The 18,699-nt window shown below is 74.9% G+C and carries 18 protein-coding genes; 4 read left to right on the top strand and 14 right to left on the bottom strand.

Going from position 1 to position 18,699, the window contains the following annotated elements; translation table 11 throughout:
• Positions 1–78: 78 nt before the first annotated feature.
• On the top strand, positions 79–963 hold the full coding sequence (locus BLT39_RS01905) for an HhH-GPD family protein (protein ID WP_091057714.1): 885 nt from the start codon (positions 79–81) through the stop codon (positions 961–963).
• A gap of 60 nt (positions 964–1,023) precedes the next feature.
• Here BLT39_RS01905 and BLT39_RS01910 read toward each other — a convergent pair whose 3' ends face one another.
• The 9 genes from BLT39_RS01910 to BLT39_RS01950 all read right to left on the bottom strand — a co-directional run bounded on the left by BLT39_RS01910 (position 1,024) and on the right by BLT39_RS01950 (position 11,477).
• On the bottom strand, positions 1,024–3,561 hold the full coding sequence (locus tag BLT39_RS01910; RefSeq protein WP_091057716.1) for an ATP-dependent Clp protease ATP-binding subunit: 2,538 nt from the start codon (positions 3,559–3,561) through the stop codon (positions 1,024–1,026).
• 278 nt (positions 3,562–3,839) lie between these two features.
• The gene (locus tag BLT39_RS01915) at positions 3,840–4,202 is read right to left on the bottom strand and encodes a histone-like nucleoid-structuring protein Lsr2 (RefSeq protein ID WP_091057719.1); all 363 of its coding nucleotides are present in this window, start codon (positions 4,200–4,202) and stop codon (positions 3,840–3,842) included.
• 149 nt (positions 4,203–4,351) lie between these two features.
• The gene (gene lysS / locus BLT39_RS01920; protein ID WP_091057722.1) at positions 4,352–5,857 is read right to left on the bottom strand and encodes a lysine--tRNA ligase; all 1,506 of its coding nucleotides are present in this window, start codon (positions 5,855–5,857) and stop codon (positions 4,352–4,354) included.
• Positions 5,858–5,894: 37 nt separating this feature from the next.
• Positions 5,895–6,671 carry a type III pantothenate kinase gene (locus BLT39_RS01925; protein WP_242658084.1) on the bottom strand — a complete coding sequence of 259 codons (777 nt, stop codon included), beginning with the start codon at positions 6,669–6,671 and terminating at the stop codon, positions 5,895–5,897.
• Between the two features lie 13 nt (positions 6,672–6,684).
• Positions 6,685–7,605 carry a carboxylating nicotinate-nucleotide diphosphorylase gene (nadC, locus tag BLT39_RS01930; protein WP_242658085.1) on the bottom strand — a complete coding sequence of 307 codons (921 nt, stop codon included), beginning with the start codon at positions 7,603–7,605 and terminating at the stop codon, positions 6,685–6,687.
• Entirely contained in the window at positions 7,602–9,287 is a 1,686-nt protein-coding gene (locus BLT39_RS01935; RefSeq protein WP_242658086.1) for an L-aspartate oxidase, read from the bottom strand. The genes nadC and BLT39_RS01935 overlap by 4 nt, the downstream gene beginning before the upstream one ends.
• Positions 9,284–9,709 (bottom strand): aspartate 1-decarboxylase, encoded by a 426-nt coding sequence (gene panD / locus BLT39_RS01940; RefSeq protein WP_091057730.1) that lies wholly within the window; start codon positions 9,707–9,709, stop codon positions 9,284–9,286. Before panD ends, BLT39_RS01935 begins: the two co-directional genes overlap by 4 nt.
• Positions 9,706–10,560: a pantoate--beta-alanine ligase gene (gene panC / locus BLT39_RS01945; protein WP_091057735.1), complete on the bottom strand. Its 855-nt coding sequence runs from the start codon at positions 10,558–10,560 to the stop codon at positions 9,706–9,708. Before panC ends, panD begins: the two co-directional genes overlap by 4 nt.
• Positions 10,557–11,477, bottom strand: coding sequence for a Rossmann-like and DUF2520 domain-containing protein (locus tag BLT39_RS01950; RefSeq protein WP_091057738.1), 921 nt, complete (start codon positions 11,475–11,477; stop codon positions 10,557–10,559). Before BLT39_RS01950 ends, panC begins: the two co-directional genes overlap by 4 nt.
• 244 nt (positions 11,478–11,721) lie before the next feature.
• Here BLT39_RS01950 and BLT39_RS01955 point away from each other — a divergent pair, with 244 nt between their 5' ends.
• Positions 11,722–12,501, top strand: coding sequence for an SDR family oxidoreductase (locus tag BLT39_RS01955; protein WP_242658087.1), 780 nt, complete (start codon positions 11,722–11,724; stop codon positions 12,499–12,501).
• On the opposite strand, the gene BLT39_RS01960 is transcribed toward BLT39_RS01955, so the two are convergent.
• The gene (locus BLT39_RS01960; protein ID WP_131801381.1) at positions 12,498–13,727 is read right to left on the bottom strand and encodes a DUF6779 domain-containing protein; all 1,230 of its coding nucleotides are present in this window, start codon (positions 13,725–13,727) and stop codon (positions 12,498–12,500) included. The two genes, BLT39_RS01955 and BLT39_RS01960, sit on opposite strands and share 4 nt — an antisense overlap.
• Before the next feature lie 80 nt (positions 13,728–13,807).
• On the opposite strand from BLT39_RS01960, the gene BLT39_RS01965 reads away from it, so the two are divergent.
• Positions 13,808–14,413 (top strand): DUF1684 domain-containing protein, encoded by a 606-nt coding sequence (locus tag BLT39_RS01965; RefSeq protein ID WP_091057743.1) that lies wholly within the window; start codon positions 13,808–13,810, stop codon positions 14,411–14,413.
• Positions 14,414–14,465: 52 nt separating this feature from the next.
• On the opposite strand, the gene BLT39_RS01970 is transcribed toward BLT39_RS01965, so the two are convergent.
• The 3 genes from BLT39_RS01970 to BLT39_RS01980 all read right to left on the bottom strand — a co-directional run bounded on the left by BLT39_RS01970 (position 14,466) and on the right by BLT39_RS01980 (position 16,984).
• Entirely contained in the window at positions 14,466–15,476 is a 1,011-nt protein-coding gene (locus tag BLT39_RS01970; protein WP_091057746.1) for a glycine betaine ABC transporter substrate-binding protein, read from the bottom strand.
• Positions 15,477–15,596: 120 nt separating this feature from the next.
• Positions 15,597–16,295 carry an ABC transporter permease gene (locus tag BLT39_RS01975; protein WP_165640098.1) on the bottom strand — a complete coding sequence of 233 codons (699 nt, stop codon included), beginning with the start codon at positions 16,293–16,295 and terminating at the stop codon, positions 15,597–15,599.
• Positions 16,292–16,984 (bottom strand): ABC transporter permease, encoded by a 693-nt coding sequence (locus BLT39_RS01980; protein WP_091057749.1) that lies wholly within the window; start codon positions 16,982–16,984, stop codon positions 16,292–16,294. The genes BLT39_RS01975 and BLT39_RS01980 overlap by 4 nt, the downstream gene beginning before the upstream one ends.
• A gap of 3 nt (positions 16,985–16,987) precedes the next feature.
• Here BLT39_RS01980 and BLT39_RS01985 point away from each other — a divergent pair, with 3 nt between their 5' ends.
• The gene (locus BLT39_RS01985; protein WP_207507519.1) at positions 16,988–18,196 is read left to right on the top strand and encodes an ABC transporter ATP-binding protein; all 1,209 of its coding nucleotides are present in this window, start codon (positions 16,988–16,990) and stop codon (positions 18,194–18,196) included.
• Positions 18,197–18,199: 3 nt separating this feature from the next.
• On the opposite strand, the gene BLT39_RS01990 is transcribed toward BLT39_RS01985, so the two are convergent.
• On the bottom strand, positions 18,200–18,697 hold the full coding sequence (locus tag BLT39_RS01990; protein ID WP_091057752.1) for a DUF3180 domain-containing protein: 498 nt from the start codon (positions 18,695–18,697) through the stop codon (positions 18,200–18,202).
• Between the last annotated feature and the right edge of the window lie 2 nt (positions 18,698–18,699).

Consider the following 18,699-nt stretch of genomic DNA (forward strand, 5'->3'; position numbering starts at 1 on the left):
GTATCGGCGACGGGCCCCGGTGCCCGGACGGCTCGCCGGGCGCGGGAGTGGCTGCGACGGCTGGGACACTGGTGCCCCGTGACCACCCCCGTGCGCGGCGACCTCCCCGGTGAGCTGGTCGTCGACTGGTACGCCTCCGCCGCCCGCGACCTGCCGTGGCGGCAACCGGGGGTCGACGCCTGGGCGGTGCTGGTCAGCGAGGTCATGCTGCAGCAGACACCGGTGGCCCGGGTGGAGCCGGTCTGGCGGCAGTGGCTGGCGCGCTGGCCCCGGCCCTCGGCCCTGGCGGCCGAGCCCACCGGCGAGGTGATCCGCGCGTGGGGCAAGCTCGGCTACCCGCGGCGGGCGCTGCGCCTGCAGGCCGCCGCGGCGGTCATCGCCGCCGAGCACGGCGACGTGGTGCCCGACGACGTCGCGGTGCTGGAGTCGTTGCCCGGCATCGGCAGCTACACCGCGCGGGCGGTGGCCTGCTTCGGCTACGGCCAGCGGCAGCCGGTGGTCGACACCAACGTGCGCCGCGTGGTGGCCCGGCTGGTGCACGGCCGGGCCGAGGCCGCGCCGGCCCGGACCAGCGACCTCGCCGACGTCGCCGCGCTCGCCCCGACCGACCACGACCGGGCGGTGCGGTTCTCCGTCGCCGTCATGGAGCTCGGCGCCCTGGTCTGCGTGGCCGGCACCCCGCGCTGCGGGGTCTGCCCGGTGCGCGAGGTCTGCGCGTGGCGGCTGGCCGGCTCCCCCGCCCACGACGGGCCGCCGAGGAAGGTGCAGAAGTTCGCCGGCACCGACCGGCAGGTGCGCGGCCGGCTGCTGGACGTGCTGCGCGCGGCCACCGGCCCGGTCGAGCAGCCCGAGCTCGACGCGGTGTGGGAGGACCCGGTGCAGCGCGGCCGCTGCCTGGACTCCCTGCTGGTCGACCGCCTGGTCGTGCAGACCGACGACGGGCGCTTCGCGCTGCCGGGCTGACCCCGACACGGCGGAGGCCGCCACCCCGGCTGGGGTGGCGGCCTCCTGTGACGCAGGGCCTCAGTTGGTGGACTCGGCCTGGCCGTCCTCGTCGTCGGCGCCCGAGAGGGCCACCGGCGGGGTGTCGGGGACGTCGATCGGCTTCGCCTCACCGCGGAAGGTGAACGTCGCCTTGGTCGGGTCGGCGTCCTCGTCGACGTCCACCACGATGATCTGACCGGGGGCCAGCTCGCCGTAGAGGATCTTCTCCGAGAGCGCGTCCTCGATCTCGCGCTGGATGGTGCGGCGCAGCGGCCGCGCACCCAGCACGGGGTCGAACCCGCGAGCACCGAGCAGCTTCTTCGCCGCCGGGGTGACCTCGAGCGCCATGTCCTTGTTCGCCAGCTGGCCCTCCACGCGGGAGAGCATGAGGTCGACGATGTGGACGATCTCGTCCTCGGTCAGCTGGTGGAACACGACGATGTCGTCGATGCGGTTGAGGAACTCCGGCCGGAAGTGCTGCTTGAGCTCCTCGTTGACCTTGAGCTTCATCCGGTCGTAGTTGCTCTGGTCGTCGTTGCCGACCTGGAAGCCCAGACCCACGGCCTTGGAGATGTCCCGGGTGCCGAGGTTGGTGGTCAGGATCAGGATCGTGTTCTTGAAGTCCACGATCCGGCCCTGGCCGTCGGTCAGCCGGCCGTCCTCGAGCACCTGCAGCAGCGTGTTGAACACGTCCGCGTGCGCCTTCTCGATCTCGTCGAAGAGGACCACCGAGAACGGCTTGCGCCGGACCTTCTCGGTCAGCTGGCCACCCTCGTCGTAGCCGACGTAGCCGGGAGGGGCACCGACGAGGCGGGACACGGTGAACCGGTCGTGGTACTCACCCATGTCGATCTGGATGAGTGCGTCGTCGTCGCCGAACAGGAAGTTCGCCAGGGACTTGGCCAGCTCGGTCTTCCCGACGCCCGAGGGGCCGGCGAAGATGAACGACCCACCGGGACGGCGGGGGTCCTTGAGCCCGGCACGGGTGCGCCGGATGGCCTGGCTGACGCTCTTGATGGCCTCTTCCTGGCCGATGATCCGCTTGTGGAGCTCGTCCTCCATGCGGAGCAGACGCGAGGTCTCCTCCTCGGTGAGCTTGAAGACGGGGATGCCGGTCCAGTTGGCCAGGACCTCGGCGATCTGCTCCTCGTCGACCTCGGCCACGACGTCCATGTCGCCGGCCTTCCACTGCTTCTCGCGCTCGGACTTCTCGCCCAGCAGCTGCTTCTCCTTGTCGCGGAGGCTCGCCGCCTTCTCGAAGTCCTGGGCGTCGATCGCCGACTCCTTCTCCCGGCGGACGGCCGCGATGCGGTCGTCGAACTCGCGCAGGTCCGGCGGGGCGGTCATCCGCTTGATGCGCATCCGGGCGCCGGCCTCGTCGATCAGGTCGATCGCCTTGTCCGGCAGGAAGCGGTCGGAGATGTACCGGTCGGCCAGCGTGGCCGCCGCGACGAGCGCCGCGTCGGTGATGCTGATCCGGTGGTGCGCCTCGTACCGGTCGCGCAGGCCCTTGAGGATCTCGACCGTGTGCGCCAGCGTCGGCTCCGACACCTGGATGGGCTGGAAGCGGCGCTCGAGCGCGGCGTCCTTCTCCAGGTGCTTGCGGTACTCGTCCAGCGTGGTGGCGCCGATGGTCTGCAGCTCGCCGCGGGCCAGCATCGGCTTGAGGATGCTGGCGGCGTCGATGGCGCCCTCGGCGGCACCGGCCCCGACGAGGGTGTGGATCTCGTCGATGAACAGGATGATGTCGCCGCGGGTGCGGATCTCCTTGAGGACCTTCTTCAGCCGCTCCTCGAAGTCACCGCGGTAGCGGGAACCGGCGACCAGCGCGCCGAGGTCGAGGGTGTAGAGCTGCTTGTCCTTCAGCGTCTCGGGCACCTCGCCCTTGACGATGGCCTGCGCCAGGCCCTCGACGGCGGCGGTCTTGCCGACGCCGGGCTCGCCGATCAGCACCGGGTTGTTCTTGGTGCGGCGGGAGAGGACCTGCATGACCCGCTCGATCTCCTTGGCCCGCCCGATGACCGGGTCGAGCTTGGAGTCGCGGGCGGCCTGGGTGAGGTTGCGGCCGAACTGGTCGAGGACCAGCGAGGTCGACGGGGTGCCCTCGGCGGGCCCGCCGGCGGCGGCGGGCTCCTTGCCCTGGTAGCCGCTCAGCAGCTGGATGACCTGCTGGCGGACGCGGTTGAGGTCGGCACCCAGCTTGACCAGGACCTGGGCGGCGACGCCCTCGCCCTCGCGGATCAGGCCGAGCAGGATGTGCTCGGTGCCGATGTAGTTGTGGCCGAGCTGGAGCGCCTCGCGCAGCGACAGCTCGAGGACCTTCTTGGCCCGCGGGGTGAAGGGGATGTGGCCGGACGGGGCCTGCTGGCCCTGGCCGATGATCTCCTCGACCTGCTGGCGGACGCCCTCGAGCGAGATGCCCAGGGACTCCAGCGCCTTGGCCGCGACACCCTCACCCTCGTGGATCAGGCCCAGGAGGATGTGCTCGGTGCCGATGTAGTTGTGGTTGAGCATCCTGGCTTCTTCCTGCGCCAGGACGACGACCCGTCGGGCTCGGTCGGTGAACCGTTCGAACATCTGCTGCTTCCCCTCTGACCGGCTCGGACGTGCGGTGCTGCTCCCCCTGCGGGGTCCTGCTGACCGACGTCGTCGGTGTCTTCTCCGATGAACGGGGCACCGGTCGTTCCACTGTAGTCGCGGACGACGGGCGCCGGAGCGCCCTGCACACCCGGAGGTGCTGTCGTCCACCCTGCTCAACCCCTGGTCCGGGACCGGTGTTCCGGGCCCGTTACGCCCTCAGCGGACGACGGAGGCCCGGCCACCGCGTGGGTGACCGGGCCTCCGGGGGTCCTTCGTCAGTGGGCGGACTCGTAGGCCTCGACCACGCTGGCAGGGATGCGGCCGCGGTCGCTGACCTCGTGGCCGTTCTTGCGGGCCCAGTCACGGATCGCACCGGCCTGCTCGCGGTCCATCCGGCCCGCGCCCGAGCCGCTGCCCCCGGTGGCCTTGCTGCGGCCACCACCGGAGGCGCGCCCGCGACCGGCGACCTTGCGGGCGGCGCCGACGTACTTGGCGAACACCTCGCGCATCTCGGTCGCGTTCTTGTCCGAGAGGTCGATCTCGTAGGTGGTGCCGTCGAGGGCGAAGGTCACCGTCTCGTCGGCGGGGACGTCGTCGTCGAAGTCGTCACTGAGGATGACCTGGACCTTGCGTGCCATTTTCTGCTCCTGCGTCGTTCGGCCCCCGTGGTGGCCACGTGCATTCCGCCGCGGAATCGGCGGCGGCAGAATTCATTGCACCACACCGGCCCGCAGAATGCGCAATTGCGGCACAGAACTGCTCGCAGGGGTGAGGGGAACCGAATTGTTCAGGAAGTGAGCGGACGCACCAACGGGAACAGGATCGTCTCGCGGATGCCGAGACCCGTGAGCGTCATCATCAGGCGGTCCATGCCCATGCCGACGCCACCGGTGGGCGGCATGCCGTACTCCAGCGCCTCGAGGAAGTCCTCGTCGAGCACCATCGCCTCGGGGTCGCCGGCCGCGGCCAGCAGCGCCTGCTGGGTGAACCGCTCGCGCTGCACGGTGGGGTCGACCAGCTCGGAGTAGCCGGTGCCCCGCTCGATCCCGCCGATGTAGAGGTCCCACTTCTCGGCCACCCCCGGCGTGCTGCGGTGCGCACGGGTCAGCGGAGAGGTGTCGGTCGGGTAGTCCACGACGAACGTCGGCGCCTGGAGCGAGTGCTGCACCAGCGCCTCGAACAGCTCCTCGACGAGCTTGCCGTGCCCCCAGGCCGGGTCGACGCCGAGCTCCACCCGCTCGGCGTGCGCGCGCAGCTCCTCGACGGTGCTGCCGGGGGTGATCTCCTCGCCCAGCGCCTCGGAGGTGATGCCGTAGAGCGACACCTGCGGCCATTCCCCGGACAGGTCCACCTCGGTGCCGTCGTGGTGGCGCGCGGTGTGGTCGCCGAACAGCGCCGCGCACGATTCCTGCACCAGTTCCCGGGTGGTGCGCGCCATGTCCTGGTAGTCGGCGTGGGCCTCGTAGAACTCCAGCATCGCGAACTCCGGGGAATGCGAGGAGTCGGCCCCCTCGTTCCGGAAGTTCCGGTTGATCTCGAACACCCGGTCCAGGCCGCCGACGATGCAGCGCTTGAGGAACAATTCCGGCGCGATGCGCAGGTAGAGGTCCAGGTCGAACGCATTCATGTGCGTGCGGAATGGACGAGCCGTGGCCCCGCCGTGCACCACCTGGAGCATCGGGGTCTCGACCTCCAGGTAGCCGCGGGAGGTCAGCCCGGCCCGGACGGCGGCGTTCACCGCGGCCCGCTGGTGCACGGTGCGGCGGGCCTCGTCGCGCACGATGAGGTCGACGTAGCGGCGGCGGACCCGCAGCTCCTCGCTCATCGGCTTGTGCGCCACCGGCAGCGGGCGCAGCGCCTTGGCGGCCAGCTGCCACGAGTCGGCGAACACCGACAGCTCGCCGCGGCGGGAGGTGCCGACCTCGCCGGTGACCAGCACGTGGTCGCCGAGGTCCACGTCGGCCTTCCACGCCGCCAGGGCCTCCTCGCCGACGCGGTCGCGGGAGAGCATCACCTGCAGCTCGGTGCCGCCCTCGCGGAGCGTGGCGAAGCACAGCTTGCCGGTGTTGCGGCTGAAGATGACCCGGCCGGTGACGCCCACGACCTCGCCGGTCATGGTGTCGGCGTCCAGCTCCGGGTGCGCCTCGCGGACGGCGGCCAGCGACGTCGTCCGCGGCACCGAGACCGGGTAGGGCTCCACGCCTGCCTCGCGCAGCCGGTCGAGCTTGCCGCGGCGGACCCGCAGCTGCTCGGGGAGCTCGTCGTCGGGGGTGTCGGGAGGGCCGTCGGTCACCCGGCAAGCCTACGGAGCCGCGCCCGGCGGCTCGCCCTCACCTGGACGACTGGTGCCGCTCGTGCGCCAACCGCAGGCCCTGCACGGTGAGGTCGGGGTCGCGCTCCCCCACCGACCGGCAGCTGTCCACCACCAGCGGGTGCAGCCCGCCGGTGGCCACCACGACCGGGCCGACGCCGAAGGTGGTCATCAGCTCGGCGGCGACCCGGTCGACCAGGCCGTCGACCAGGCCGGCGAACCCGAGGACGACGCCGGACTGCAGCGCGGCGACGGTGTTCTTGCCGATGGCCTTCTCCGGCACGGTCAGCTCCACCGACCGCAGCTGGGCGGCCCGGGACGCCAGCGCGTCCAGCGACACCTCGACGCCGGGCGCCAGCGCGCCGCCCAGGAACGCGCCGGTCGGGCCCACGGCGTCCACCGTGGTGGAGGTGCCGAAGTCCACGACGACCACCGGCCGGCCGGTGCCGTCGGGGCGCTTGCCGTACAGCTCGTGGGCGGCCAGGGCGGTGACCACCCGGTCGGCGCCGACCTCGCGGGGGTTGTCCACGTGCAGCGGGACGCCGGTGCGCACACCCGGCCCCACCAGGGTGACCGGGACGTCGAGGCGGTCCAGCAGCTGGCGCAGCACCGGGAGCAGCTGGGGCACCGTGGAGCAGGCGGCCACCCCGGTGACCTCGGTGTCGCGCAGCAGGCCGCGCCAGACCAGCTGGATCTCGTCGGCCGTGGCTCGGGGCTGGGTGCGCACCCGCCAGCAGCCGGTCACCCGGGCACCGTCGAAGGTGGCCAGCACGGTGTGGCTGTTGCCGACGTCCACGCAGAGCAGCACGTCAGGCCGTCCGCAGGTCCAGGGCGAGGTCCAGGATCGGCGAGCTGTGCGTCAGCGCGCCGACCGACAGGTAGTCCACGCCGGTCTCGGCGACCGCACGGGCGCCGGGCAGGGTCAGCCCACCGGTGGCCTCGGTGTGCGCTCGGCCACCCACCGCGGCGACGGCCTCGCGGAGCACCTCGGGCGGCATGTTGTCCAGCAGCAGGAAGTCCGCGCCGGCCTCCACGGCCTCCACGGCCTGCGCGACGGTGTCGGCCTCCACCTGCACGGGCACCCGCGGTGCGCGCTCCCGGACGGCGGCGACCGCGGCGGCCACCGACCCCGCGGCGGCGACGTGGTTGTCCTTGACCATGGCGACGTCGTAGAGGCCCATCCGCTTGTTCGACCCGCCGCCGCAGCGCACCGCGTACTTCTCCAGCGGCCGCAGCAGGGGCGTGGTCTTGCGGGTGTCCAGCACGACCGCGCCGGTGCCCTCGACGGCGTCCACCCAGGCGCGGGTGGCCGTGGCGATGCCCGAGGCCCGGCTGGCGATGTTCAGCGCCGACCGCTCGGCGGCCAGCAGCGCCCGCACGTAGCCGGTGACGGTGAGCAGCACGTCGCCCCGGCGCACCCGGTCGCCGTCGGCCGCGCCGGCCACCAGGGTGGCCGAGGGCGCCAGCCGGGTGAACACCCGCGCGGCGACCGGGAGGCCCGCGACGACGCCGTCGGCCCGGGCGACCAGGTCGGCGGTGCCGCGCTGGGTGGCCGGCACGGTGGCGGCGCTGGTGACGTCGTGGGCCACCGCCTGGTCGGGGGCGTGCGGCAGCGGGCTGCCGCCGGTGAGGTCCTCGGCCAGGGTGCGCTCGACCAGGTCGGTCACCCAGGCCTCGTCCAGGCCGGTGCCGGTGAGGTCCCGCGGGTCGGCGGGCAGGGCACCGCTCACCAGTGCACCTCCGGCGGCGTGCCGACCGGGCGCGGGGTGAGCTGCAGGGTGCCGTCGGGATGCAGCGCGACGTCGACGTGCACCCGCCAGGCGTCGTCGTCGGCGGGGTGGTCCTCCCGCCAGTGGCAGCCGCGGGTCTCCTCGCGGGCACCGGCGGCGGCGGTGAGCGCGGTGGCGACGGTGAGCAGGTCGGTGGCCTCCCAGCCGGCCACCCCGGGCTCGGCGGTGCCCAGCAGGCCGGCGAGCGCGGCCAGCTCGCCGGCGGCCACGGTCAGCCCGGCGCCGCTGCGCAGCGCGCCGACCCGGCTGGACATGGTGGCGGTCAGCCGGCCGCGGGCGGCCGGGTCGAGCAGGCCGTCCAGGTGGGCGAGCTGGGGCGGCGCGGGCTGGGGGTCGGGCAGGCCGGCGGCCAGCTCGGCACCGATCCGGCCGGCGAACACCAGGCCCTCCAGCAGCGAGTTCGACGCCAGCCGGTTGGCCCCGTGCACCCCGGTGCAGGCCACCTCGCCGCAGGCGTAGAGCCCGGGCACGGTGGTGCGGCCGGCCAGGTCGGTGACCAGCCCGCCGGAGGCGTAGTGCGCGGCGGGGGTGACCGGCACGAGCTCGGTGACCGGGTCGATGCCGGCCTCCCGGCAGCGGGCCACGATCGTGGGGAACCGCTGCTCCAGGCCCTCGACGTGCCGGGCGTCGAGGAACACGTGGTCGGTGCCGTCGCGCAGCTGCACCCGGGTGATGGCCTTGGCGACCACGTCGCGGGGGGCGAGCTCGGCCAGCGGGTGCACCCCGACCATGAACCGCTCGCCGGCGCCGTCGCGCAGCAGTGCGCCCTCGCCGCGCAGCGCCTCGCTGACCAGCGGCTGCTGGCCGCGGGAGTCCGGGCCGAGGTAGAGCGCGGTCGGGTGGAACTGCACGAACTCCAGGTCGGTGGCCACCGCCCCGGCCCGCAGCCCCAGCGCCACGCCGTCGCCGGTGGAGACCGACGGGTTGGTGGTCGAGGCGTAGACCTGGCCCATGCCGCCGGTGGCCAGCACCACCGCGCGGGAGCGCACCGCGCCGACGCCGTCGGAGCTGCCCTCGCCCAGCACGTGCAGGGTCACCCCGGCCGCGCGCCCGGCGGCGTCGGTGACCAGGTCGAGCACCATCGCGTGCTCGACGAGGGTGATGCCGGGGTCGGCGGTGACGGCGGCGTGCAGCGCGCGCTGCACCTCGGCCCCGGTCGCGTCGCCGCCGGCGTGCACGATCCGGTCGGCGTGGTGCCCGCCCTCGCGGGTGAGCAGCAGATCGCCGTCCGGCCCGCGGTCGAAGGCCGCCCCCCAGGCCATGAGCTCGCGCAGCCGGTCGGGGCCCTCGGTGACCAGGGCGTGCACGGCGTCGGGCTCGCACAGGCCGACGCCGGCGGTCTCGGTGTCGGCGGCGTGCGCGGCCGGGGAGTCGGTGGCGGCGAGCACCGCGGCGATGCCGCCCTGCGCCCACCGCGTCGAGCCGTCGTCCACCTCGACCTTGGTGACGACGGCGACCGACAGGCCGGCCGCCCGGGCGTGCAGCGCGACGCAGAGACCGGCGACGCCGGACCCCACCACGCAGACGTCGGCGGTCAGCTCCCACCCGGGCACGGGCGCGGCCAGCCGCGACGGCAGCCGGGTGGCCAGCGGGGGCCCCACGACCGGGCCGGCGAGTGTCACCCGCGGACCGTATCCCCCCGGACCAGGCCGTTGCCCGCCACACCGGGCGGCGGGGTCGCCGGGTCGACGCCCAGCTCGACGACGCGGTTGTCGCCGTCGACGTGCACGACCCTGGGCAGGAAGGACTTGGCCTCGGTCTCGTCCATCAGGCCGTAGCTGATCAGGATGACCAGGTCGCCGGGGTGCACCAGGTGCGCGGCGGCGCCGTTGATCCCGATGACGCCCGAGCCGCGCTGCCCCGGGATCACGTAGGTCTCCAGCCGGGCGCCGTTGGTCACGTCGACGATCGCGACCTGCTCGCCGGGCAGCAGGTCCGCGGCGTCCAGCAGGTCCTCGTCGATCGTCACCGAGCCGACGTAGTGCAGGTCGGCCTGGGTGACCGTGGCCCGGTGGATCTTGGACTTGAGCATCGTGCGCATCATCGGGGCTCCCCCAGGGTCACGGCGGTGTTGTCGATCAGGCGGGTGCTGCCGGCGCGGGCGGCGACCAGCAGGCGGGCCGGGCCGGCCGACGGCGCCGGGCCCAGGTCGGGGTCGGTGAGGGCCAGGTAGTCCGGGACCAGCGACGGCTCGCCGTCCAGCACCTGCTGCGCTGCCGCGAGGACGACGCCCGGGCCCTGCGGCCCGGCGGCGGCACCGGCGCGCAGCGCCGCCGAGATCGCCGCCGCGGCTCGGCGCTGGGCCGGGTCGAGGTAGCGGTTGCGCGAGGACAGCGCCATGCCGTCCTCCTCGCGGACGGTGGGGACGCCGACCACGTCGACGCCGAGGGCCAGCTCCCGGGCCATGGCCCGGATCAGGGTCAGCTGCTGGTAGTCCTTCTCGCCGAAGACGGCGACGTCGGGGCGCACCAGCCCGAACAGCGTCGCGACGACGGTGAGCACGCCGGCGAAGTGCCCGGGCCGGACGGCGCCCTCCAGCACGTCGCCGAGCGGACCGGGGTGCACCCCCACGCCGACCGCGCCGTCGGGGTAGACCTCGGCGACCCCGGGGTGGAACACCACGTCGGCGCCCTCCTCCGCCAGGGCGGCGAGGTCGGCGTCCCAGGTGCGGGGGTAGCGGTCGAAGTCCTCGCCGGGGCCGAACTGGGTCGGGTTGACGAAGACCGAGACCACGACGCCGCCGCCGAGGGTGCGGGCGTGCCGGACCAGCGTGCGGTGGCCCTCGTGCAGCGCGCCCATGGTGGGCACCAGCACGACCGGGCCCGGCAGGTCGGCGACCAGCTCGCGCAGCTCGGCGGCGGTCTCCGCGACGGCGGTCGGGGTGACCGCGGTCACCGCGGCACCTCGACGCCGTCGAGCAGGTCGGTCAGCGGCTGCGCCTCGTGCGGCTTGAGCCGGCCGGCGGCCGCGGCGCGCTCGGTGGTGCGGCGGGCCATGGCCACGTAGCCGGCGACGGCGTCGGGGGCGCGCTCGGCCAGCGCGGCCACGTGCCCGGCGACGGTGCCGACGTCACCGCGGCTGACCGGGCCGGTGAGGCCGGCGTCGCCGCGGCGCAGACCGTTGTCCAGCGCGGCGCCCAGCAGCGGGCCGAGGACCCGGGCGGGCTGCTCCACGCCGGCGGTGCGGAGCAGGTCGGCGGCCTCGGCGACCAGGGTGACCAGGTGGTTGGCGCCGGTGACCAGGGCCGCGTGGTAGAGCACCCGGTCGGCCTCGGCGACCCAGAAGGGCTCGCCGCCCATCTCCAGGACCACGGTCTCGGCGACCGCGCGGTGCTCGGGCCGGCTGGTGACGCCGAACGGGGTGCCGAGCAGGCGGGGCAGGTCCTCGGGCCCCCCGGAGAAGGTCATCGCGGGGTGCAGCGCCAGGCCCAGCACGCCGGCCTCCTCGGCGGGGGCCAGCACCGCCAGCCCGTGCGCGCCGGAGGTGTGGAGGGCCAGCTGGCCGCGGCGCCAGCCGCCGGTGCCGGCCAGGCCCGCGACCAGGCCGGGGAGGGCGTCGTCGGGGACGGCGAGGACGACGAGGTCGCTGGCGGCGACCACCTCGTCGGTGGGCAGCAGCGGTGTGCCGGGCAGCAGCCGGGCGGCGCGGGCGCGCGAGGCGTCGGACAGGCCCGCGGCGGCGACCACGTCGTGGCCGGCGGCGGCGAGCGCGGCGCCCAGGACGGCGCCGACGCGGCCGGCGCCGACGATGCCGACGCGCAGGCGGGCGGGGCTGTGCCGGTCCGCGGGCAGGGCTGCGCTGAACTGGTCCATCGGTGTGCACCTCTCGTTCCGGGCCCTCGCGGGTACCGGACATCTCGGCGACGACGGGCCCTCCTCGTCGAGGACCCGGGTGGTGCTGGTTCGTGCTGGGTGGTGCGGTGCCCGGCCGGGCCGCTGCAACGGGTTGTCACGCGGAGGACGGGCGCCGACGAGTGTGCGCCCCGCGCGCGTGCCCGGCCACGGCTGCGAGGTGTGGGGTCACTCACCCCGGGGGGCGGTGGATACGGTGCCGCCTGTGACCGAAGCCGCTCGCACCGACCTGTTCTCCTTCGCCGGCCGCACCGCCCTGGTGACCGGCGCCAGCCGAGGCATCGGCCTGGCCATCGCGCGCTCGCTCGTCGACCGCGGCGCGCGGGTGGTGCTCACCGCCCGCAAGCCCGAGGCGCTCGCCGAGGCGGTGGAGTCCCTCGGCGGCCCGGAGGTGGCCGTGGCCGTGGCCGGCAACGCCGGGGACGCCGAGCACCGCGCCGAGGCGGTGCGCACCGCGGTCGAGACCTTCGGCAGCCTGGACCACCTGGTCGGCAACGTCGGCATCAACCCCGTCTACGGGCCGCTGGTGGACGCGCCGCTGGACGCCTTCCGCAAGATCCTGGACACCAACGTGGTGAGCACGCTGGGCCTGGTGCAGGAGGCGCACCGGGCCTGGCTGGGCGAGCACGGCGGGTCGGTGCTCATCGTGGCGTCGGTCGCGGGGCTGAAGTCCAGCCAGGGCATCGCGGCCTACGGCGTCAGCAAGGCCGCCCTGGTCAACCTGACCACGCAGCTGGCCGTGGAGCTGGGCCCGCAGCGGATCCGGGTGAACGCCGTCGCCCCGGCCGTGGTCAAGACGAAGTTCGCCGAGGCGCTGTTCGAGGGCCGCGAGGACGCGGTGTCCCGGCAGTACCCGGTGGGCCGGCTCGGGGTGCCCGAGGACATCGGCGAGGCCGGGGCCTACCTGCTGTCCGACGCGGCCGGCTGGGTCACCGGGCAGACCCTGGTGCTCGACGGCGGCGCGCTGTCCCAGGGCCCGATCTAGCGCTGGTCGAGCACCCGGGCGAGGACGTCGTCGTCGCCGTCGTCGTCCTCGCGGCGGCGGCGCCGGCGGCGACCGCCCAGGGTCGCGCCGGACTCGGCCAGGATCTCGGTGAGCCGCTGGTGGCCGGCGGTCTCGTAGACGTCCGGCTCGTGCTCGGGCTGCGCGGGCGGCGGCGGGGGCTCCTCGGGGGCGGCCCGCCGGTGCGGGCGCTCCCCCACCTGCCCGGCCGGCGGGGTCTCGGCGGGCACGTCCCAGAGGCTGCCCGGCGGGCCGGCCACCGGCGCGGGCGCCGCCCCGGGTGCCGGGGGCCGGTCCTGCCGGGGCGCCGGTGGGGCGGCCGGGGGCAGCACCACCCGGGGCTGCTCCGCGGTGCCGTGCCGGGCCGCGGTCGGACCGTTGGCCACCCGGTCGTCGCGGCCGGGGCTGGCGTGCCGCGACGGCCCCGCCGCCGGCGGCTCGACCGGCGGCAGCTCCACCGGCGGCGGCTCGACCGGCGGGGGCTCGACCCGGGCGCGCTCGACCGGCGGCGGCACCGGCGCGGGCTCGTCGGCCCGGACGGCGGGGCCGGGCACCGGCGGCGGCTGCACGCGGGAGACCTCCTCCGCCGGGCTCGACGGGGCCTCCCAGTCACCCAGCGCGTCGATCGTCCGCGACCCCAGCTCGGGCCGCTCGGCCGGCATCCGGATGGACTGGGTGCGCATCACGATGCGCTCGACCAGCATCTCGCCGTCCAGCTGCTCGGTCAGCTCCCGGCGCAGCCGGCCCATGTCCGACCGCAGCTCGCCCAGCTCCAGCAGGCTCTCCCGCAGCCCGGCCAGCGACGCCAGGTCGGCGCGCAGGCCGTCGAGCTCGGCCCGCATCGACTCCTGGGCCTCGCGGCGCAGCTGGTTCTCCAGCTTCAGCTCGTACTCCCGGCGGGCGGCGACCTCGCGCTCGAGCTCCAGCGCGTAGGCCTGCTTCAGCTCGGCCTCGCGGCCGGCGGCCAGGGCCTGGTCGGTCCGCCGCCGGCCGGCCGAGAAGGCGGCGATGACGAACGCCCACGCGACGGCGATCACCGCCAGCCGCAGGTACAGCGCGTTCTCGGTGAGGAACACCGCCAGCGTCGCGGCGATGGCCAGCGCGAAGCCCAGCACCAGCCCGGTGATGCGCACCACCGGCGACACCCGTGCGGACGTCGTCCGGGCGCGCGGCGCGGCCCCGCCCTGCTCAGCAGCCCCGTCCGTCACGGGGGGAAGGGTAGTGGGCGTCCGGTCGCGGGCGGACCGGTCGTCGCGCCGCGCACCGCGACCGCTGGCAGGCTGCCCCGGTGACCCTCTCCCTGCTGGACTGGCGCCGCCGCGTGCACGCCCTCTACGCCGACGCCCGCGCCGCCCAGGACCCCGAGGCCGGGTGGGCCGCCTGGCGGGCCGGCCGCGACGAGCTGTTCGCCGGGCACCCGGACTCCCCCCTCGCCGAGGCCGCCCGGGCCTCGTTCACCGGTCTCCCGGTCGCGCCCTACGACCCGGAGCTGCGCTTCCGCGCCCGCGTCGAGGACGCCCCGCCGCAGCGGCTGGAGCTGCCCACCGCCGACGACGGCGTGGTCGCGCTGGACCGCATCGGCCGGGTGACCCTGGGCGAGGTCGGCCGGCTGGACGTCTGGTGGCTGGGCGGCTACGGCGGTGGGGTGTTCCTGCCGCTGCGGGACGGGTCGGCCGGCCGCGGCACCTACGGCGGCGGCCGCTACCTGCTGGACACCGTCAAGGGCGCCGACCTGGGCTCCGGCGACGGGCACCTGGTGGTCGACCTGAACTTCGCCTACCACCCCAGCTGCACCTACGACCCGCGCTGGTCGTGCCCGCTGCCGCAGGAGGGCAACCGGGTCGAGGCCGTCGTGGCCGCGGGCGAGCAGCTGCCCGGGGGCGGCTGGTACTGAGACGACGACGGCCCTCCCCGGGCATCCCGGGGAGGGCCGTCGAGCGGGCGGGTCAGCCCTGGGCGAGCGACCCGTCGGAGCTGAACACCAGGCCGATGGAGACGTCGCCGTTGAGGATGGCCTGCTTGGTGAGCGGGCCACCGGCGTCGTACTCGGAGAAGCCGGCGAACTTCAGCCCGTAGGTGTCCTCGAGGCCCAGCTGGCAGGCCGGGCGGGTCGGGCACTCGGTCGGGCCGCCGAGGGTCAGCGAGCCGTCGCCGCAGGCCTCGGCCAGCTCGGACAGCGTGGTGACGCCGAGCTGGTCGGCGAAGGCGGTGGTCACCGCGAACGCGTTCTGGTCCTGGGCGTCGGAGGGGTCGCCGTAGGTCACGCCGAACTGCGCGGCCAGCGGCTCGACGGCGGTGAGCGTCTCCTGCACGTCGCCGGTGGCGACCAGGCTGCCCGAGCCGTTGATGTTCTCGCTGATGAAGTTGGCCGAGGTGGCCAGGTACTCCGGGAACACCTGGATCTGGCCCTGGGCCAGCGCCGGCAGGTAGACCTCGCGGTTGCCGGTCTCCTGGACCGTGGCCTGGAAGCCCGCCGCGGTGAGCGCGTCGGCGTAGACGTTGGCCAGGATGGTCGACTCGCTGAAGTTGCCGGCCCCGACGACGACGGCGCCGCTGCCCCCGGTGACGTCGCCACCGAGCCCGTTGTCGTCGACGTAGGTCTGCGCCACCTCGGTGGCGTCCTGGCGCTGCACGTCGACCTGGTTGTTCAGCTCGATGAGGTCCTCGGTGGTGAGCACCGCGGAGACCGAGTTCAGCGCCTCGAGGGCGGCCGGGTTCGCCGAGGCGTAGGCGGCGTTGAGCACCGGCACCACGTTGTCGGCGTTCTGCAGCTCCTTGTCGTCCTCGAGGACGACGAGCTGGTCGCCGGCGACCGGGGCGCAGGCATCGCCGGAGGCCGCCTCGCCGCCGCCGGCGGACGAGCCGCCGGTGCCGGAGGAGCCGGACTCACCGCACGCGGCGGTGGCCAGCAGCGTGGCCAGGGCCACGGTGGTGAGCAGGGGTGTGCGCAGGCGCATGACGACCCGCCTTCTGTGTCCCGGACGGTTGATCCGCCCGCGTGTCTGGCGGGAGGAGTTCCCGCGACGGGCAACTCAACAGTGCTGCACGGTCGCGCGCCAGCCGGCGTTGCCCGTTCGTTATGCGACGGCGGGACGGCGGCGCACCCGGGGCAGCGTGCGCTGACCCGGGGTGAGCAGCCAGGACAGCGCGACGAACACGAGCTCGGTGAGGACGGCGAGCGCGGCGACGACGATCGCGCCGGCCACGACCTGGCCGTAGTTCTGCTGGCCGAAGCCGAGGTTGATGATCCGGCCGAGCCCGCCGCCGGCGACCAGCGCGGCGAGGGTGGCGGTGGCCACGACCTGGACGGCGGCCGTCCGGACCCCGGTCATCAGCAGCGGCATCGCCAGCGGCAGCTCGGCGCGGAAGGTGACCTGGCGGCCGGTCATGCCCATCGCACCCGCGGCCTCGACGACGTCGCGGTCGACCTGCCGGAAGCCGACGTAGGTGTTGGTGAGCACCGGCGGGATCGCGAAGAGGGCCAGCGCAAGGGTGGTCGCCTGCGGCCCGAACCCGATGGGGGTGACCGCGAAGATCGTCAGGATGGCCAGCGTGGGGACGGCGCGGCCGATGTTGGACAGCGCGACGGTGAACGCCCCGCCGCGGCCGGTGTGGCCCAGCCAGATGCCCAGCGGCAGCGCCACCAGCAGTGCGAGGGCGACCGCGGCGCCGGAGATCTGCAGGTGCTGGACCAGCAGGTCCAGGATGCCGCTGCCCGGCCGGGTCCAGTTGAACGGGTCGTTGAGGAAGCGGACGGCGTCGCCGAAGACGTTCACGCGCGCACCGTCCGGGTCCAGGGGGTGACCCACCGCCCGGCGAGGGCGATCAGGGCGTCGGCCAGCAGGGCCAGCAGCACGCAGCCCACGGCACCGGTGACGATGGGCGCGCGGTAGAAGTTGGCGTTGAACCCGCCGGTGATCAGCTGCCCCAACCCGCCCTGGCCGACGATGACGCCGACCGTGACCAGGGCGACGGTGGACACCGTGGCGATCCGGATGCCGGCGATGAACGAGGGCAGCGCCAGCGGCAGCTCCACCCGCAGCAGCAGCCGGCCGGCGCCGTACCCCATCCCCCGCGCGGCCTCCACCACGTCGGCCGGCACCGACTGCAGGCCGGCCAGGAAGTTGCGCACCAGGACCACCAGCGAGTAGAGCACCAGGCCGATGAGCACCGTGGTCTCCGACAGCCCGGTGAACGGGGCCACGAAGGCGAACATGGCCAGCGACGGGATCGTGTAGACCAGCGTGGACAGGCCCAGGACCGGGCCCGCGAGCCACCGGCTGCGCCGCGCCACCAGGGCCATCGGCAGCGCGATCACCGACCCGATGACCACCGCCAGGACCGTCAGCCTGACGTGCTGGGCGGCGTAGGCGAGGATGGTGTCCCAGTTGTCGACCACGTACGACGGGTCGATCCAGGGGTTCGGCGCCGCATCGGCTGCCGACACCGACCACGAGGAGTCCACCCGGTGGAAGCTACTGCCGCGGAGCCGATCCGGCTGCAAGGGGTCAGCAAGGTCTACCCCGACGGCACGGTGGGGGTGGCCGAGCTCGACCTCACCTTCGCCGCCGGCGAGCTCACCGTGCTCGTCGGGCCGTCGGGCTGCGGCAAGACGACCACGATGAAGATGATCAACCGGATCATCGAGCCCAGCACCGGGCGGATCCTCATCGGCGACGACGACGTGACCAAGCTGCGCCCGCAGAAGCTGCGCCGCCGCATCGGCTACGTCATCCAGAACGTGGGCCTGTTCCCCCACCAGTCCATCCGCACCAACGTGGGCACCGTGCCGCGGCTGCTGGGCTGGGACAAGCAGCGCACGAGCGACCGGGTCGAGGAGCTGCTGACCCTCGTCGGGCTGGACCCGGCGGCCTACGGCGACCGCTACCCCCACCAGCTCTCCGGCGGTCAGCGGCAGCGTGCCGGGGTGGCCCGGGCGCTGGCCGCCGACCCGCCGGTCCTGCTCATGGACGAGCCGTTCTCCGCCGTCGACCCGGTGGTCCGCGGCCGGCTGCAGGACGAGTTCCTCCGGCTGCAGGAGACCGTCCGCAAGACCATCGTCTTCGTCACCCACGACATCGAGGAGGCCGTCCGCCTCGGTGACCGGATCGCGGTGATGAGCGAGGGCGGGAAGGTCGAGCAGTTCGCCACCCCGGCGGACCTGCTGGGCGCCCCGGCGAACGACTTCGTGGCCGACTTCGTCGGCTCCGACCGCGGCCTCAAGCGCCTGGCGGTCACCGGCATCTCGGTCGAGGACCTCGAGCACCCCCCGGTCGTCGCCCTCGACGACGGCCTGGGCACCGCCCGCGCGGTCATCGCCCGCTCCGGCGCCAGCTGGGCGGTCGTGGTGGACGCCGCGGGGGTGACCGGGGGCGCCGGCACCGGCCGGCACCAGGGCACCGGGCTGCCGCTGGGCTGGGTCTCGGCCGACCACGCCGCCGACGCGGCCGCGGGCGGCGCCCGGGTGGTCGGTGACGTGTGGCGGCCGATGGACGCCTGGGTGCCGCTGGGCTCCTCGCTGCGGGCGGCCTACGCCCGGCTGCTGCAGGTCGACGCCGGCTGGGTGGGCGTGATGGACGGCGACAAGCTGGTCGGCGTGCTCACCCCGGCCTCGGTGCACGCGGCGCTGCGGCGCAGCGTGGCCGGTGCCGCCCCGGAGACCGCCGGCGCGCTCTGAGCCCTACTCGTCGGGCTCGACGCGGCAGGCCTGCTCCAGCCGCAGGGCGCCGGCGACCAGGGCCAGCGAGCAGGCCACCCCGACCCCGGCGGCGACCGCGTCGCCGGTGGCCGCCGTCAGCCGGCCGAGCTGGCCCAGCGCGTGCACCAGCGCGCCGGCCCACAGACCGGCGAACGCCGCCCCCGCCCAGGCGCTGGCCTGGGCGAGCACGGCGAGCCGGGCCCCCAGCATCGGCTCGACGGGGTCGACCGACCGCTGACCGGGGGCCAGCGCCGCCGTCTCGCCGGACCGGGCCGCGCGGCGCCGGTCGCGGTCGGTGGTGAGCCGGCCGCGCAGGGACCGGGCGCCCAGCGCCTCGGCGACGGCGAGCAGGGCCAGCGGCACCGGCTGCCACCAGTGGAAGGCCGGCAGGGAGCCGTAGAACGCGCGCACCACCAGCCACCCGACCACGGCCAGGCCGACCGCGACCACCGCCAGGTCGCGGCGGGGCACCGGCCTCATGC

It is taken from the genome of Klenkia brasiliensis (assembly GCF_900100695.1).
Classification (GTDB): Bacteria; Actinomycetota; Actinomycetes; order Mycobacteriales; family Geodermatophilaceae; genus Klenkia; species Klenkia brasiliensis.